Genomic DNA, 14,910 nt, shown 5'->3' on the forward strand with positions numbered 1-14,910 from the left:
GGGGTATGCCGAGCGAGAACGCGGCACGAAAGCGGACGGAGAACGCGGCCGACGAGGGCGCGGAAACGGCGCAAGGACAACGCTTATCCGCGGAGTCGACGACCCTACGAGGTACGCGTATGGGAGCCATAGAGGACGTCTACGAGGACCTCGAGACCGACGTCGAGTTCGAGGAGTTCGCGGCCGCCGTCGAGGACAAAGTCGAGCAGATGGGGGGGCTGGCGGACGAGGAGACCGCCGCGATGCTCATCGCCCACGAGCTCCGCGACGAGGAGGCCGACACCATCGCCGACATCGAGCCCGGCATGAACGACGTGAAGTTCCTCGGGAAGGTGACGTCCATCGGCGACGTCCGCACGTTCGAGCGCGACGGCGAGGACGCCGAGGGGCGCGTCTGTAACGTCGACGTCGCGGACGCCTCCGGCTCCGTCCGGGTCGCCCTCTGGGACGAGATGGCGACCGCGGCCGAGGAGGAACTGGAGGTCGGCCAGGTGTTGCGAGTCATGGGCCGACCGAAGGAGGGGTACAGCGGCCTCGAGGTGAGCGCCGACAAGGTCGAACCCGACGAGGACGCCGAGGTCGACGTTCAGGTGCTCGACACCTACCGCGTCGAGGACCTCACGCTCGGCGCGTCCGACGTCGACCTCGTCGGGAAGGTCCTCGACACGGACACGGTCCGGACGTTCGACCGCGACGACGGGAGCGAGGGGCGGGTGGCGAACCTCACCGTCGGCGACGAGACCGGCCGGGTCCGAGTCACGCTGTGGGACGACAAGGCCGACCTCGTCGAGGAGTTCGAATCGGGCGAGGTCGTCGAGGTCGGCGACGGCTACGTCCGCGAGCGGGACGGCGACCTCGAGCTACACGTCGGCGACCGGGGCACCGTCGACCGCGTCGACGAGGACGTCGAGTACGTGCCGGAGACGACGGACATCGCCGAACTGGAGATCGGCGAGACCGTCGACATCGCCGGCGGCGTCATCGAGACGGACCCGAAACGGACGTTCGACCGCGACGACGGGAGCGAGGGACAGGTCCGCAACGTCCGGATCAAAGACGGGACGGGCGAGATCCGCGTCGCGCTGTGGGGCGAGAAGGCCGACCGCGAGATCGAGCTGGCGGACCGGGTCGTCTTCACCGACGTGGAGATCCAGGACGGCTGGCAGGACGACCTCGAGGCGTCCGCGAACTGGCGATCGACCGTCTCCGTGCTCGACGCCGACGGCGCGGACGCGGGGGCCGGCCGGACGACCGACGGCGCGGACGCGGGGACGACGGACGCGGCGGCGGCCGACACGGGGCTCGACGCCTTCGGCGGCTCGGGAGGGGCGGACGGCGAGGCCGAGGCGGTGGCGGACGGCGACGGTACCGCGACGGCGGCCGCCGATCCCGGCTCCGCCGCCGACGTGGAGTTCACGGGAACGGTCGTCCAGACCGGGAGCCCGATCGTGTTGGACGACGGGGAGCGGACGAAAAGCGTCGAGACGGACGCGAGCCTGCGGCTCGGCGAGGAGATAACGGTTCGCGGCCCGGAGCGCGACGGGACGATCCACGCCGAGGACGTGTTCTGACACGCGGTCGCCGGGCGTCCTCGCGTCGCGGGGACGACGACCCGCCCGGCGACGGGACGGAACGACCCGCTGAGTGCCCCCGAGGCCGTCGTTCGGGCGCGTAGACGCCGGTAACGGAAAGCGTTATACGGTGGACGAACCCGACTGTGTGTATGAGTGTCGAGTTGCCGTTCGCGCCGGTGGACACGATCATCCGGCGGAACGCCGGCGAGCTCCGGGTCAGCGCCGACGCCGCGGAGGAGCTGGCCCGGCGGATCCAGTCGCACGGCGCGGAACTGGCGATCGACGCGGCCGACCGGGCGACCGAGGACGGGCGGAAGACGCTGATGGCGTCGGACTTCGGCGTCGAACAGGTCATCCCCCGCGAGGAGCTCTCCCTCCCCGTCGCGCCCATCGACCGGATCGCGCGGCTTCGCATCGACGACCGGTATCGGGTCGGCGTTGACGCCCGGATCGCGCTGGCCGACATCCTCGAGGACTACGCCGACAACGTGGCGAGCGCGGCCGCGACGCTGGCTCGCCACGCGGACCGCCGGACCGTACAGGCCGAGGACATCGAGACGTACTTCGCGTTGTTCGAATAGATGCGCTTCGGCTACAGCGAGCGGTGTCTCGACCATGACACGGGCGACCGACACCCCGAGAACCCGGACCGGTTGCGCGCGATCCGGCGGGGACTCGCGAAGCGACACGGCGTCGAGTACGTCGAGGCGGAGCCGGCGGACCGCGGGGCCGTGGCCGCCGTCCACGACGACGACTACGTCGACGAACTCGAGGCGTTCTGTGCTGACGGCGGCGGCAACTGGGATCCGGACACGGTCGCGGGCGAGGGAACCTGGGAGGCCGCGCTCTCGGCGGCCGGACTGGCCCGGTGGGCGGCGGAGGCGGCGCTGGACGGCGAGAACGGCCGGAACACCCCGTTCGCGATCGGCCGGCCGCCGGGCCACCACGCGGTCACCGACGACGCGATGGGGTTCTGTTTCTTCAACAACGCCGCGGTCGCGGCCCAGCGCGTCGTCGACGCCGGCCGCGCCGACAGGGTCGCGATCCTCGACTGGGACGTCCATCACGGCAACGGCACCCAGGACATCTTCTACGACCGGGGCGACGTGCTGTACGCGTCGATCCACGAGGACGGGCTCTACCCGGCGACGGGCGAACTGGCCGAGACCGGCGAGGGCGACGGCACGCGTGCGACGGTGAACCTCCCGCTCGCGGCCGGCGCGGGCGACGCCGACTACCTCTACGCGGTCGACGAGGCGATCGAGCCGGCGTTCGACCGCTTCGATCCCGATCTGCTCGTCGTCTCCGCGGGGTTCGACGCGCACCGTCACGACCCCATCTCGCGGATGCGGGTCTCCTCGGAGGGGTACGCGCTGTTGACCGACCGGATCCGGTCGGTCGCGGAGGGGATCGACGCCGCCGTGGCGTACGTCCTGGAGGGCGGCTACGGCCTCGACACGCTCGCGGAGGGGGTGTCGATGGTCCACGAGACGTACGACGGCCGAACCCCGGTCGAGCCGGACGGCGAGCCGGACGAGAAGACCGAGGACCGGGTCGCCGACCTCCGGTCGGCGTTGGAGTTATAGCCGGAACCGATCCCCCGAGGTCGGGGAGACGTGAGGTGCGGACGGTTGCGGTCGGTGGGACACGACGGGCGGTCGGCGGCGGAGCCGCCGGTGCCGACCCGCCTCGCTCGTCGACTGGCGGCGACGGAAGACGCCCGGAGCGGGATTTGAACCCGCGTCACGACCGTGACAGGGTCGTATGATGGGCCACTACACCATCCGGGCAGACAGCGACGAAGCCCCGAAAGGGGGACGCCCGGAGCGGGATTTGAACCCGCGTCACGACCGTGACAGGGTCGTATGATGGGCCACTACACCATCCGGGCGCGTCGCAACCTGTCGTACCCGTGTCTGGCAAATAAGGCTTGTCATCGGCGGCGGCGGTGGTGACCGGTCACAGGGAGGGCGGTACGTTTTTGTGTGTCACTCCCGAGCGTGAGGACGTGGAACGCCCCGCGCGGAGAGCCGTGCGCGGCGGAGTTGGCAAACCTTATCCGGCTGGAGTCGGTAACACGCTGTAGTATCTCGTGATAGCTTTTCCCCACCACCACCACCCATGGTAGACGTAAGCCAACACGAACTCGTCCCGGACCACGTCCTGATCGACGATCCCGAGGAGATCGAGGCGGTCCTGTCCGAGTACGACGTACAGAAGACGAACCTACCGAAGATCAAACGTACCGACCCCGCGACCCCGGACGACGCCGAAGTCGGGGACGTGGTGAAGATCGTCCGAGACTCACGCACGACGGATCAAGCGGTCGTGTTCCGACTGGTCGTCTCATGAACAGGCAAGACCGACGCGTGGTGTCACGCGAGTACTTCTCCGACGAACGACTCGCCGAACACCACTTCCGATCCTTCAACAACTTCCTGGGCCGCGGGATGCAGGAAGTGGTCGACGAAAAGGAAACGATCGAGACCGACATCGGCGACAAGGAGGGACAGGAACCCGTCTACGTCGAACTCGGGGACGTGCGGATGGTCACGCCTCGAGTCCGCGAGGCGGACGGCTCCGAGGAGCTTCTCTACCCCCAGGAGGCCCGCCTGCGGAACATCACCTACTCCGCGCCGGTGTTCATGGAGATGTCCATCGTGCGCGGCGGCGAGGAGGAACCCGAGACCGTCGTCGACAGCACGGAGACGAAGGTCGGCCGGATGCCGATCATGGTCGGCTCCGACAAGTGTAACATGGCCGACTTCACCGACGAGGAGCTGATCGACATCGGCGAGGACCCAGTCGATCCCGGCGGCTACTTCATCGTCAACGGCTCCGAGCGCGTCCTGATGACCTCGGAGGACCTCGCGCCGAACAAGATCCTCGCGGAGTACGACTCGAAGTACGGCGACGAGATCCAGGTCGCGAAGACGTTCTCCCAACGGCGCGGCTACCGCGCCCTCGTGCTCTGTGAGCGCAACCGCGAGGGGCTCCTCGAGGTGTCGTTCCCCTCGGTGTCCGGCTCGATCGACTTCGTCACGCTCGTCCGCGCGCTCGGGCTCGAGTCCGACGAGGAGATCGTCCACCGCGTGAGCGACGACCCCGAGATCGTGAAGTTCATGCTGGAGAACTTGGAGGAGGCCTCGGTTCAGACCACCGAGGGGGCCATCGAGACGCTCGGCGAGCGCGTCGCGAGCGGCCAGGGGAAGAACTACCAGCTCAAGCGGGCGAACTACGTCATCGACCGCTACCTCCTGCCGCACCTCCACGAGGAGGGCGTCGACGAGGAGGACGTCCGGATCAACAAGGCGTACTACCTCTGCCGGATGGCCGAGGCGTGTTTCGAGCTCGCCCTGGACCGCCGGGAGGCCGACGACAAGGACCACTACGCGAACAAGCGGCTGAAGGTCTCCGGCGACCTGATGCGGGACCTGTTCCGGACCGCGCTCAACAAGCTGGCGCGCGACGTGAAGTACCAGCTCGAGCGGGCGAACATGCGGAACCGACAGCTCACCGTGAACACGGTGGTTCGCTCGGACGTGTTGACGGAGCGGCTGGAACACCCGATCGCGACGGGCAACTGGGTGGGTGGCCGCTCCGGCGTCTCCCAGCTCGTCGACCGGACCGACTACATGGGCGTTCTCTCTCACCTGCGCCGCCTCCGGTCGCCGCTGTCACGCTCGCAGCCGCACTTCGAGGCGCGGGACCTCCACGCGACCCAGTGGGGTCGCATCTGTCCCTCCGAGACCCCGGAGGGGCCGAACTGCGGGCTCGTGAAGAACTTCGCGCAGGCGATGGAGCTGTCACAGACCGTCGAGGACGAACAGGGGCTGAAACGAGAACTGGCGTCGATGGGTGTCGAGGGGATCCCCGGCATCGAGGGCGTCGAACGACAGACGGCGGACGACTAACATGGCACAAGCAGAACGCGAAGCGAAGGTGTACGTCAACGGGAGCCTCGTCGGGACCCATCCGGACCCGCACGAGCTCGCCGACCAGATCCGCGAAGCGCGCCGACGCGGCGACGTGAGCGAGATGGTGAACGTCTCGGTGAAGGAACGAACCCGCGAGGTGATCGTCAACGCGGACGCGGGCCGGGCCCGCCGACCGCTGATCGTCGTCGAGAACGGCGAGCCGCTCCTCGGCGACGAGGAGATCGCCGCCCTCGAGCGCGGCGACGTCGACTTCGAGGACCTCGTCGACCGCGGCTACATCGAGTTCATCGACGCGGAGGAGGAGGAGGACATCCTCGTCGCGGTCGACGAGGAGGACGTGACCGACAAGCACACGCACCTCGAGATCGACCCGCAGCTCGTCTTCGGCATCGGCGCGGGGATGATCCCGTACCCCGAACACAACGCCTCTCCGCGCATCACGATGGGCGCGGGGATGATGAAACAGTCGCTCGGGCTTCCCTCCGCCAACTACCGGATCCGGCCGGACACCCGCCAACACCTGCTGCACTACCCGCAGCTGGCGATGGTGAAGACGCAGACGTCCGACCAGATCAGCTTCGACGAGCGGCCGGCCGCCCAGAACTTCGTCGTCGCCGTGATGAGCTACGAGGGGTTCAACATCGAGGACGCGCTGGTGATGAACCAGGGCTCCGTCGACCGCGCGCTCACGCGCTCGCACTTCTTCCGGACCTACGAGGGCGAGGAGCGCCGGTACCCCGGCGGCCAGGAGGACCGCTTCGAGATCCCGGACCAGGACGTCCGCGGCGCACGCGGCGAGGACGCGTACACCCATCTCGACGAGGACGGCCTCGTCAATCCCGAGACGCGGGTCGACGAGTCCTCGGTGCTGCTCGGCAAGACCAGCCCGCCGCGCTTCCTCGAGGAGCCGGACGACATGGGCGGGCTCTCCCCGCAGAAGCGCCGCGAGACGTCGGTGACGATGCGCTCCGGCGAGTCCGGCGTCGTCGACACCGTCACGCTGATGGAGGGCGAGGACGGCTCGAAGCTCTCGAAGGTGAAGGTGCGCGACCAGCGGGTGCCCGAGCTCGGCGACAAGTTCGCGTCCCGACACGGCCAGAAGGGCGTCGTGGGCCACCTCGCCCCGCAGGAGGACATGCCCTTCACCGAGGAGGGGGTCGTCCCCGACCTCGTGATGAACCCGCACGCGCTGCCGTCGCGGATGACGGTCGGCCACGTGCTGGAGATGCTCGGCGGCAAGGTCGGCTCGCTGCGCGGATCGCGCGTCGACGGCACCCCGTTCCAGGGCGAGGACGAGGAGGAGCTCCGGGACGGGCTGGAGGAGCACGGGTTCAAGTCCTCCGGCAAGGAGGTCATGTACTCCGGCGTCACCGGCGAGAAGATCGACGCGGAGATCTTCGTCGGGACGATCTTCTACCACAAGCTGTACCACATGGTGTCGAACAAGCTCCACGCCCGCTCGCGCGGGCCGGTCCAGGTGCTCACGCGCCAGCCGACCGAGGGACGCGCCCGCGAGGGCGGCCTCCGCGTCGGGGAGATGGAGCGCGACACGATCATCGGCCACGGCGCGTCAATGGTGCTCAACGAGCGGCTCCTCGAGTCCTCGGACGCGGAACAGGTGTACGTCTCCGCGGAGACGGGCCTCGTCGCCGTCGAGGACAGGGAACAGCGCCGCGTGTACGACCCGGTCACGGGCGACGAGGACGACATCCACGAGCTGGAGGTCAGCTACGCGTTCAAGCTGCTGCTCGACGAGATGATCGCCCTCGGCATCCGACCGAAACTCGAACTGGAGGACGCGATTTAAATGTCAATGCAAACACCGAAGGTGCTCGGCGGGATCGACTTCGGCCTCATGGACCCGGAGACGTACCGGGACATGTCGGCCACGAAGGTGATCACCGCGGACACGTACGACGACGACGGCTACCCGATCGACATGGGGCTGATGGACCCGCGGCTCGGCGTCATCGACCCCGGACTGGAGTGTCGGACCTGCGGCTCCCACTCCGGGTCGTGTAACGGCCACTTCGGCCACATCGAGCTGGCCGCCCCCGTCATCCACGTCGGCTTCACGAAGCTCATCCGTCGGCTGCTGCGGTCGACGTGCCGCGAGTGCGGGAAGCTGGCGCTCACGGAGGCGGAACGCGAGGAGTTCGGTGACCGGCTGGAGCGCGCCGAGGAGCTCGGCGAGGACCCCCACGACGTGTTGAAGGCGGCCGTCCGGCAGGCCCGGAAGGCGTCGACGTGTCCCTACTGCGGCGAGCCGCAGGCGGACATCAAACACGAGAAGCCGACGACCTACTACGAGGTCCAGGACGTGCTCTCGGGCGACTACTCCGAGCACATCGCGGCCGCGATGCAGCCCGACGAGGAGGCGGACGACCCCGGCACCTCCCCGCAGGAGCTGGCCGAGCAGACGGACATCTCCCTCGAGCGGATAAACGAGATCATGGCGGGCGAGTTCCGTCCGCGCAAGGAGGACCGCCGCGCCATCGAGAAGGCGCTCGACGTCGACCTCACCGAGGAGGACATGAACAAGCTCATGCCCTCCGACGTCCGCGACTGGTTCGAGGACATCCCGGACGAGGACCTGGAGGTGCTCGGCATCGACGCCGAACACTCCCGACCGGAGTGGATGATCCTAACGGTGCTGCCGGTGCCGCCGGTCACCACCCGCCCCTCCATCACGCTGGACAACGGCCAGCGCTCCGAGGACGACCTCACCCACAAGCTCGTCGACATCATCCGCATCAACCAGCGGTTCATGGAGAACCGCGAGGCGGGCGCCCCCCAGCTCATCATCGAGGACCTCTGGGAGCTGTTACAGTACCACGTCACCACCTTCGTCGACAACGAGATCAGCGGGACGCCGCCGGCGCGCCACCGCTCCGGTCGCCCCCTCAAGACCCTCTCACAGCGGCTGAAGGGGAAGGAGGGACGATTCCGCGGGTCGCTCTCCGGCAAGCGCGTCAACTTCTCGGCGCGGACCGTCATCTCGCCGGACCCCACGCTCTCGTTGAACGAGGTCGGCGTCCCCGACCGCGTGGCCAAGGAGATGACCCAGACGCTCAACGTCACCGAGCGCAACGTCGACGACGCGCGCCAGTACGTCCGGAACGGCCCCGAGGCGCATCCGGGCGCGAACTACGTGCGTCGGCCCGACGGCCGCCGGCTGAAGGTGACCGAGAAGAACTGCGAGGAGCTGGCGGAGAAGGTCGAGGCCGGCTGGGAGGTGAACCGCCACCTCGTCGACGGGGACATCGTGATCTTCAACCGGCAGCCGTCGCTGCACCGGATGTCGATCATGGCCCACGAGGTGGTCGTGATGCCGTACAAGACGTTCCGGCTCAACACCGTCGTCTGTCCGCCCTACAACGCCGACTTCGACGGCGACGAGATGAACATGCACGCGCTCCAGAACGAGGAGGCACGCGCCGAGGCGCGGGTGCTCATGCGCGTCCAAGAGCAGATCCTCTCGCCGCGGTTCGGCGGGAACATCATCGGCGCGATCCAGGACCACATCTCCGGGACGTACCTGCTCACCCACGCCAACCCCGAGTTCACTGAGACGCAGGCGCTCGACCTGCTCCGGGCGACGCGGGTGGACGAGCTGCCCGAGGCCGACGGGGTCGACGACGACGGCCGGGAGTTCTGGACCGGCCGGACGCTCTTCTCGGAGCTGCTTCCCGACGACCTCTCCCTCGAGTTCACCTCCTCGACCGGCGACGCCGTCGTCATCGAGGGCGGCCAGCTCGTCGAGGGAACGATCGACGAGGACGCCGTCGGGGCGTTCGGCGGCGAGGTCGTCGACACCCTCACGAAGCAGTACGGCGAGACGCGGGCCCGCGTCTTCATCAACGAGATCGCCTCGCTCGCGATGCGCGCGATCATGCACTTCGGCTTCTCGATCGGGATCGACGACGAGTCGATCCCGCCGGAGGCGGAAGAGCAGGTCGACGAGGCGATCGGCAGCGCGTACGACCGCGTCAACGAGCTGATCGAGACGTACCGCGCGGGCGAACTGGAGTCGCTGCCCGGCCGCAGCGTCGACGAGACGCTGGAGATGAAGATCATGCAGACGCTCGGGAAGGCCCGCGACTCCGCCGGCGAGATCGCCGACCAACACTTCGGCGACGACAACCCGGCGGTCGTGATGGCCCGCTCCGGCGCGCGTGGCTCGATGCTCAACCTCACGCAGATGGCCGGCTCGGTCGGCCAGCAGGCGGTTCGCGGCGAGCGGATCAACCGCGGCTACGAGGACCGCACGCTCGCGCACTACGAGGCGGACGACCTCTCCGCGGAGGCGCACGGCTTCGTGGAGAACTCCTACCGCGGCGGGCTCACGCCCGAGGAGTTCTTCTTCCACGCGATGGGCGGCCGCGAGGGGCTCGTCGACACGGCGGTCCGGACCTCCAAGTCCGGCTACCTCCAGCGGCGGCTCATCAACGCGCTCTCCGAGCTGGAGGCGCAGTACGACGGCACCGTCCGGGACACCTCCGGGCGGATCGTCCAGTTCGAGTTCGGCGAGGACGGCACCTCGCCGATCAAGGTCTCCTCCGGCGAGGGCGACGGCATCGACGTCGACGGCATCGCCGACCGCGTCCTCGAGTCGGAGTTCGACTCCGACGACGAGAAGGAGCGGTTCCTCGGCGAGCGCGCGCCGCCGACGAACCTCTCGGAGCACGCCGGTCCGGGCCTGAACAAGGCGGACGAGCTGGGGGTGGAGTCGGATGACTGAGTACGAGCACGTCACCGACGACATGGAGGCCGTCGTGGAGGCGACGGAGCTCCCGAAGCGGCTGAAGACGAAGGTGTACGAGACGCTCGAGGCGAAGGCCGACGAGCACGGCGAGATCACTATCGAGCAGGCGACGGACATCGTCACCGGCGTCGAGAACCGCTACATGGAGACCCGCGTGGATCCCCTCGAGCCCGTGGGAACCGTCTCCGCGCAGTCGATCGGCGAACCCGGCACGCAGATGAGCGTCCCGTACGACGAACGAGTGATCGTCCGCCGCGACGGCGAGACGGAGATCGTCGAGATCGGCTCGCTCGTCGACGACGTCATCGACTCTCGCGAATCACGGGAGTTCGACGACCACGAGGTCACGATGGCCCCGAACGGGCTCGAAACCCTGAGTCTCGACGAAGACGAGCGGGTTCGATGGAAGCCGGTCGAGGAGGTCAGTCGCCACGAGACGCCAGAGGAACTGCTCCGATTCGACCTCGAGTCGGGACGAACCATCCGAGCGACGAAGGCGCACTCGTTCGTCACGCGACGCGACAACGAGATCACCCCCGTCGCGGGTGACGACCTCGCCGAAGGCGATTGGCTTCCGGTCGTCGGACGATTCGAGGTCGAGGGGACGAACACGGTCGATCTCCGAGAGTATCTCCCGTCTACCGACTACTGGTACACGTCGACGCTGACGGACGGCGGAGTCGACGCCGTACCCGCCGGTGAGGCGCAGCTTCGGAACAGGCGGAACGCCCTTGCCACCGGCGAGATAGACGAGGAGACCGTGTATCCCGTCGGCGGGACGGTCGGACTTCCGGAACGGTTCCCGCTGGACTCGGAGACCGGCTTCTTCGTCGGTGCGTGGCTCGCGGAGGGGTCGGCGACGGACCATTACGTCTCAGTCTCGAACGTCGACGAGACGTTCCAATCCGCGATCCGAGCGTTCGCCGAGCGGTTCGATCTCTCGGTGAACGAGTACGAGAACGACAGCGGCTTCGCCCGTGGATACGACGTTCGTCTGAACGGAACGGTTCTCGCCGACTTCGTTCGCGCCGCGTGTACCGAGGACGGGGACAAGGTCGTCCCCGAATTCGCGTTCGGCGCGAGCGACGAGTTCGTTCGTGGACTCCTCCGTGGATACTTCAGCGGAGACGGGAACGTCGGACGGAACGCCGTCAGATCCAGCTCCACGAGCGATCGACTCACGGCCGGGATCTCGTTGTTGCTCGCGCGGGTCGGCGTGTATTCGACCCTCGCGGAGCAGGACGGGTCCCGAACGCTACGCGTTCCGAAGAAACACGTTCGCCGGTTCGCGAACGAGGTCGGCATGGTCGGCGAACGGGGCGAAGCGCTCGAGGAGCTCGCCGAAGACCTCGACGTGGACGGTCCGGACTCCACCGATCAGATCCCGAACTTCGGCGACTCGCTCCGTGAGATCGCCTCCGACGCGGGGATACCGAGCAGACAGGTGAACGCCGCGTCGAAGCGACAGCGCATCGGTCGGACGCGGCTTCGGAGGATGGTCTCGAAGGCCGACGACGCCGGCGTCGACTCCGACTCGCTCGACGAGCTCCGCCGGGCAGTCGAGGGCGACGTCGTGTGGGACCGGATCGAGTCGATCGAGGCGGTCACCGACGACCACGAGCACGTGTACGACTTCTCCGTCGAGGGGTTGGAGACGTTCACGACCGCTGAAGGCGTCGTGACGCACAACACGATGAACACCTTCCACTACGCCGGCGTCGCGGAGATCGACGTCACGCAGGGGCTTCCCCGGCTCATCGAGCTGGTCGACGCCCGGAAGACGCCGGACACGCCGATGATGACGGTCCACCTCGAGGGCGAGTACGCGACCGACCGCGAGCGCGCCCACGAGGTCGTCTGGTCCATCGAGTCGACGCGGATCCTAGCGCTCGGGGACGTCTCCACGAACGTCGCCGACATGCTGGTCCGGATCGACCTCAACGACGACACCCTCCTGGAGCGGTGGCCGACCCACTCGGACCCGACGGCGGTCGCCGAGATCATCACGGAGACGATCGAGGACTCGCTCGGCGTCGACGCCCGGCAGGCGGGCACCGTGATCGAGTTCGGCCCCAACGAGCCGAGCTACCGCGAGCTGCTCCAGCTCGTCGAGCGGCTCCGCGACATCGTCTTCAAGGGGATCGAGGAGGTCGAGCGCGTCGTCATCCGCAAAGAGCAGCTGGAGGACGGCGAGGAGTTCGTCCTCTACACCGAGGGATCCGCCTTCGGCGACGTCCTCGAGATCGAGGGCGTCGACGCCTCGCGGACGACGTGTAACAACATCCACGAGATCTACCGGAACCTCGGGGTCGAGGCGGCCCGCGAGACGATCATCGACGAGACGAAGAACACGCTCGAAGAGCAGGGGCTCGACGACGTGAACGTCCGGCACCTCATGCTCGTCGCGGACATCATGACGAACAACGGCGAGATCGAGTCGATCGGCCGCCACGGGATCTCGGGCTCGAAGGACTCCGTGCTCGCGCGCGCGGCGTTCGAGGTGACGGTCAACCACCTGCTCGACGCGGCGGTCCACGGCGAGTACGACGAGCTCGACGGCGTCATCGAGAACGTCATCGCGGGCAAGCCGATCTCGATCGGCACCGGCGACGTCGACCTCCGGATGGGATCGCGCGTCGTGGGCGACGACTGATGCGCGTCGAGCTCTCCGACGAGGCGCGGCGGTACATCGGCCGGTTCGACGAGCTGACCGGCGTGGCGCCGAAGGACTGCCTCGTGGAGGGCGACCGGCTCGTCTTTCTCCTCCCGGCCGGCGAGATGGCCGCGGCGATCGGCCAGGCCGGCGAGACCGTCGAGGCGGCCGAACGGGACCTCGGCAAGTCGATCGACCTCGTCGAGGACGCGGACACGCCGGAGGCGTTCGTCGCGAGCGCGCTCGCGCCGGCGGCGGTCAACGCGGTGACCGTCTCGGAGCAGAACGACCGGGTCGCGTACGTGGAGGTCGCCGAGCCGGACCGCGGCGTCGCGATCGGCGCGGACGGCCGGAACATCGAGACCGCGCGGACGCTGGCGAAGCGCCACCACGACATCGACGACGTCCAGCTGACCTGAGCGTCCCGACTCCGTTCCCGCCCGCGGGCGTCGCATTCGGCGGGCTTTTTCTCTCGGGCCGTCACGGGGCCGACATGGACGCATCGAGAACGAACAGACGACGGCTTCTCGCGGCGCTCGCCACGGCCGCCGGCGTCGGCCTCGCAGGGTGTTCCGGCGGGGGCGCCGCCGGCCCCTTCCCGGACGCCGACTGGCGCGAGGGCGATGGGCTCGACGTCGCGACGCTGGCCGAGAGCCACGTCGAGTCCGTCGTCGAGACGGGCGGAGTGACCCTCCTCTCGACGGCGGAGACGTCCTACGACGGCGAGGGGGAGCCGAGTCCGTGGCTCCCCTCCCAGGAGTACGAGTCGAGCTACGACCTCGAGAACGGCCGGTGGTACTTCAGACAGTCGCTGACCGGCGGCGAGGAGCCCGAGGTGCTCGAACGCTACGTCGCCGACGGGGAGGCCTTGGTCCGTGAACGGACCGGCGAGAACGTACGCTACGGCCGGCAGGCGGTCGAGCGGTCGCCGGACGACTTCGAGGCGGCGCTTCGGTCGGAGGCGCGCGTGGGGATCCGGGTACCGCAGAGCGACGACTCGGGGGAGACGACGTACGCGGGACTCGGGAACTGGGATCCGAGGGCGGACGGCGAAGGCGAGGTGGACGGGCGACCGACCGCCCGGTTCGTCTCCGAGTCGTTCGACGGCGACCGGAGCGTTCCGGCGACCGTCGAGACGGCGTCGGCGACCGCCCACGTGTTCGAGCCGGGGTTCGTCCCGCGCATCGAACAGTCGTGGGAGGGCCCACACGACGACGGGACCGCCACGGTCGAGGTCGACGTCGCGTACCGCGACCGCGGCGCGACGGTCGCGGTTCCGGACTGGGTCGAGACGGCACGCGAGGAGACGGCGGAGTGAGCCGGGGTCGACGGGACGGCGCTCTCCGGCCAACGACGGCCTCTCCGGGTGGCTTATCGGTTCAGCGGTCGCGAGCGCCCGTCGTTCTCGAGCGACGAAACGCGCGCAGATCNNGATCTGCGCGCGTTTCTCCGGGCGGAAAGACGACGCTTAAGTAGCTCCGTCGGGAAGACGGCGTACGATGGCGAACGGCAAATATGCCGCCCGTAAGCTCAAACAGGACCGGCAGAAGCGCCGCTGGTCCGACTCCGAGTACGCTCGGCGAGAGCGCGGGCTCAAGAAGAAGTCCGACCCCCTCGAGGGCGCCCCGCAGGCCCGCGGGATCGTCTTAGAGAAGGTCGGGATCGAGGCGAAGCAACCGAACTCGGCGATCCGGAAGTGCGTCCGGGTTCAGCTCATCAAGAACGGGAAGCAGGTCACGGCCTTCTGTCCCGGCGACGGCGCGATCTCCTTCATCGACGAGCACGACGAGGTCACGATCGCGGGGATCGGCGGCGCGAAGGGTCGCGCGATGGGCGACCTCTCCGGCGTCAACTACAAGGTCGAGAAGGTCAACGGCGTGTCGATGATCGAACTGGTTCGCGGCAACGCGGAGAAACCCGTCCGATGAGCGGGGAGGAAGTCGAGGCGGACGACGGGGACGTCGCCGCCGACGAGCCCGA

The 14,910-nt window shown here is 68.4% G+C and carries 11 protein-coding genes and 2 tRNA genes; 11 read left to right on the forward strand and 2 right to left on the reverse strand.

Annotation, left to right across the window (positions count from 1 at the left end):
• Nucleotides 1-119 precede the first annotated feature (119 nt).
• From DJ70_RS13975 to DJ70_RS13985, 3 genes are all read left to right on the forward strand, one after another.
• Nucleotides 120-1,571 carry a single-stranded DNA binding protein gene (locus DJ70_RS13975; RefSeq protein ID WP_094534043.1) on the forward strand — a complete coding sequence of 484 codons (1,452 nt, stop codon included), beginning with the start codon at nucleotides 120-122 and terminating at the stop codon, nucleotides 1,569-1,571.
• Between the two features lie 152 nt (nucleotides 1,572-1,723).
• Entirely contained in the window at nucleotides 1,724-2,155 is a 432-nt protein-coding gene (locus DJ70_RS13980) for a histone (protein WP_094534020.1), read from the forward strand.
• On the forward strand, nucleotides 2,156-3,160 hold the full coding sequence (locus tag DJ70_RS13985; protein ID WP_094534022.1) for a histone deacetylase family protein: 1,005 nt from the start codon (nucleotides 2,156-2,158) through the stop codon (nucleotides 3,158-3,160). It begins immediately after the preceding gene.
• Nucleotides 3,161-3,291: 131 nt separating this feature from the next.
• On the opposite strand, the gene DJ70_RS13990 is transcribed toward DJ70_RS13985, so the two are convergent.
• A tRNA-Asp gene (locus DJ70_RS13990) sits at nucleotides 3,292-3,364 on the reverse strand.
• Nucleotides 3,365-3,392: 28 nt separating this feature from the next.
• Nucleotides 3,393-3,465, reverse strand: a tRNA-Asp gene (locus DJ70_RS13995).
• Nucleotides 3,466-3,695: 230 nt separating this feature from the next.
• Between DJ70_RS13995 and DJ70_RS14000 the strand changes: the two genes are divergently transcribed.
• From DJ70_RS14000 to DJ70_RS14035, 8 genes are all read left to right on the forward strand, one after another.
• A complete protein-coding gene (locus DJ70_RS14000; protein ID WP_094534024.1) occupies nucleotides 3,696-3,926 on the forward strand; it encodes a DNA-directed RNA polymerase subunit H in 231 nt (76 codons plus the stop codon).
• A complete protein-coding gene (locus tag DJ70_RS14005; RefSeq protein WP_094534026.1) occupies nucleotides 3,923-5,488 on the forward strand; it encodes a DNA-directed RNA polymerase subunit B'' in 1,566 nt (521 codons plus the stop codon). The genes DJ70_RS14000 and DJ70_RS14005 overlap by 4 nt, the downstream gene beginning before the upstream one ends.
• A 1-nt stretch (nucleotide 5,489) precedes the next feature.
• Entirely contained in the window at nucleotides 5,490-7,319 is a 1,830-nt protein-coding gene (rpoB, locus tag DJ70_RS14010) for a DNA-directed RNA polymerase subunit B (protein ID WP_094534029.1), read from the forward strand.
• A gap of 6 nt (nucleotides 7,320-7,325) precedes the next feature.
• Entirely contained in the window at nucleotides 7,326-10,253 is a 2,928-nt protein-coding gene (locus DJ70_RS14015; protein ID WP_094534031.1) for a DNA-directed RNA polymerase subunit A', read from the forward strand.
• A gap of 22 nt (nucleotides 10,254-10,275) precedes the next feature.
• On the forward strand, nucleotides 10,276-12,930 hold the full coding sequence (locus tag DJ70_RS14020; RefSeq protein ID WP_245810860.1) for a DNA-directed RNA polymerase subunit A'': 2,655 nt from the start codon (nucleotides 10,276-10,278) through the stop codon (nucleotides 12,928-12,930).
• Nucleotides 12,930-13,349 (forward strand): NusA-like transcription termination signal-binding factor, encoded by a 420-nt coding sequence (locus DJ70_RS14025; RefSeq protein WP_094534035.1) that lies wholly within the window; start codon nucleotides 12,930-12,932, stop codon nucleotides 13,347-13,349. The genes DJ70_RS14020 and DJ70_RS14025 overlap by 1 nt, the downstream gene beginning before the upstream one ends.
• Before the next feature lie 74 nt (nucleotides 13,350-13,423).
• Nucleotides 13,424-14,248, forward strand: a complete 825-nt coding sequence (locus DJ70_RS14030; protein WP_094534037.1) for a DUF7537 family lipoprotein — start codon at nucleotides 13,424-13,426, stop codon at nucleotides 14,246-14,248.
• Nucleotides 14,249-14,429: 181 nt separating this feature from the next.
• Nucleotides 14,430-14,858, forward strand: coding sequence for a 30S ribosomal protein S12 (locus DJ70_RS14035; protein ID WP_004048726.1), 429 nt, complete (start codon nucleotides 14,430-14,432; stop codon nucleotides 14,856-14,858).
• Nucleotides 14,859-14,910: the final 52 nt, after the last annotated feature.

Source organism: Halorubrum halodurans (genome assembly GCF_002252985.1).
Taxonomy (GTDB): domain Archaea; phylum Halobacteriota; class Halobacteria; order Halobacteriales; family Haloferacaceae; genus Halorubrum; species Halorubrum halodurans.

Coding starts and splice junctions, on each gene's coding strand:
- DJ70_RS13975 (WP_094534043.1), top strand. CDS start 120: ATGGGAGCCATAGAGGACGTCTACGAGGACCTCGAGACCGACGTCGAG.
- DJ70_RS13980 (WP_094534020.1), top strand. CDS start 1,724: ATGAGTGTCGAGTTGCCGTTCGCGCCGGTGGACACGATCATCCGGCGG.
- DJ70_RS13985 (WP_094534022.1), top strand. CDS start 2,156: ATGCGCTTCGGCTACAGCGAGCGGTGTCTCGACCATGACACGGGCGAC.
- DJ70_RS14000 (WP_094534024.1), top strand. CDS start 3,696: ATGGTAGACGTAAGCCAACACGAACTCGTCCCGGACCACGTCCTGATC.
- DJ70_RS14005 (WP_094534026.1), top strand. CDS start 3,923: ATGAACAGGCAAGACCGACGCGTGGTGTCACGCGAGTACTTCTCCGAC.
- rpoB (WP_094534029.1), top strand. CDS start 5,490: ATGGCACAAGCAGAACGCGAAGCGAAGGTGTACGTCAACGGGAGCCTC.
- DJ70_RS14015 (WP_094534031.1), top strand. CDS start 7,326: ATGCAAACACCGAAGGTGCTCGGCGGGATCGACTTCGGCCTCATGGAC.
- DJ70_RS14020 (WP_245810860.1), top strand. CDS start 10,276: ATGGAGGCCGTCGTGGAGGCGACGGAGCTCCCGAAGCGGCTGAAGACG.
- DJ70_RS14025 (WP_094534035.1), top strand. CDS start 12,930: ATGCGCGTCGAGCTCTCCGACGAGGCGCGGCGGTACATCGGCCGGTTC.
- DJ70_RS14030 (WP_094534037.1), top strand. CDS start 13,424: ATGGACGCATCGAGAACGAACAGACGACGGCTTCTCGCGGCGCTCGCC.
- DJ70_RS14035 (WP_004048726.1), top strand. CDS start 14,430: ATGGCGAACGGCAAATATGCCGCCCGTAAGCTCAAACAGGACCGGCAG.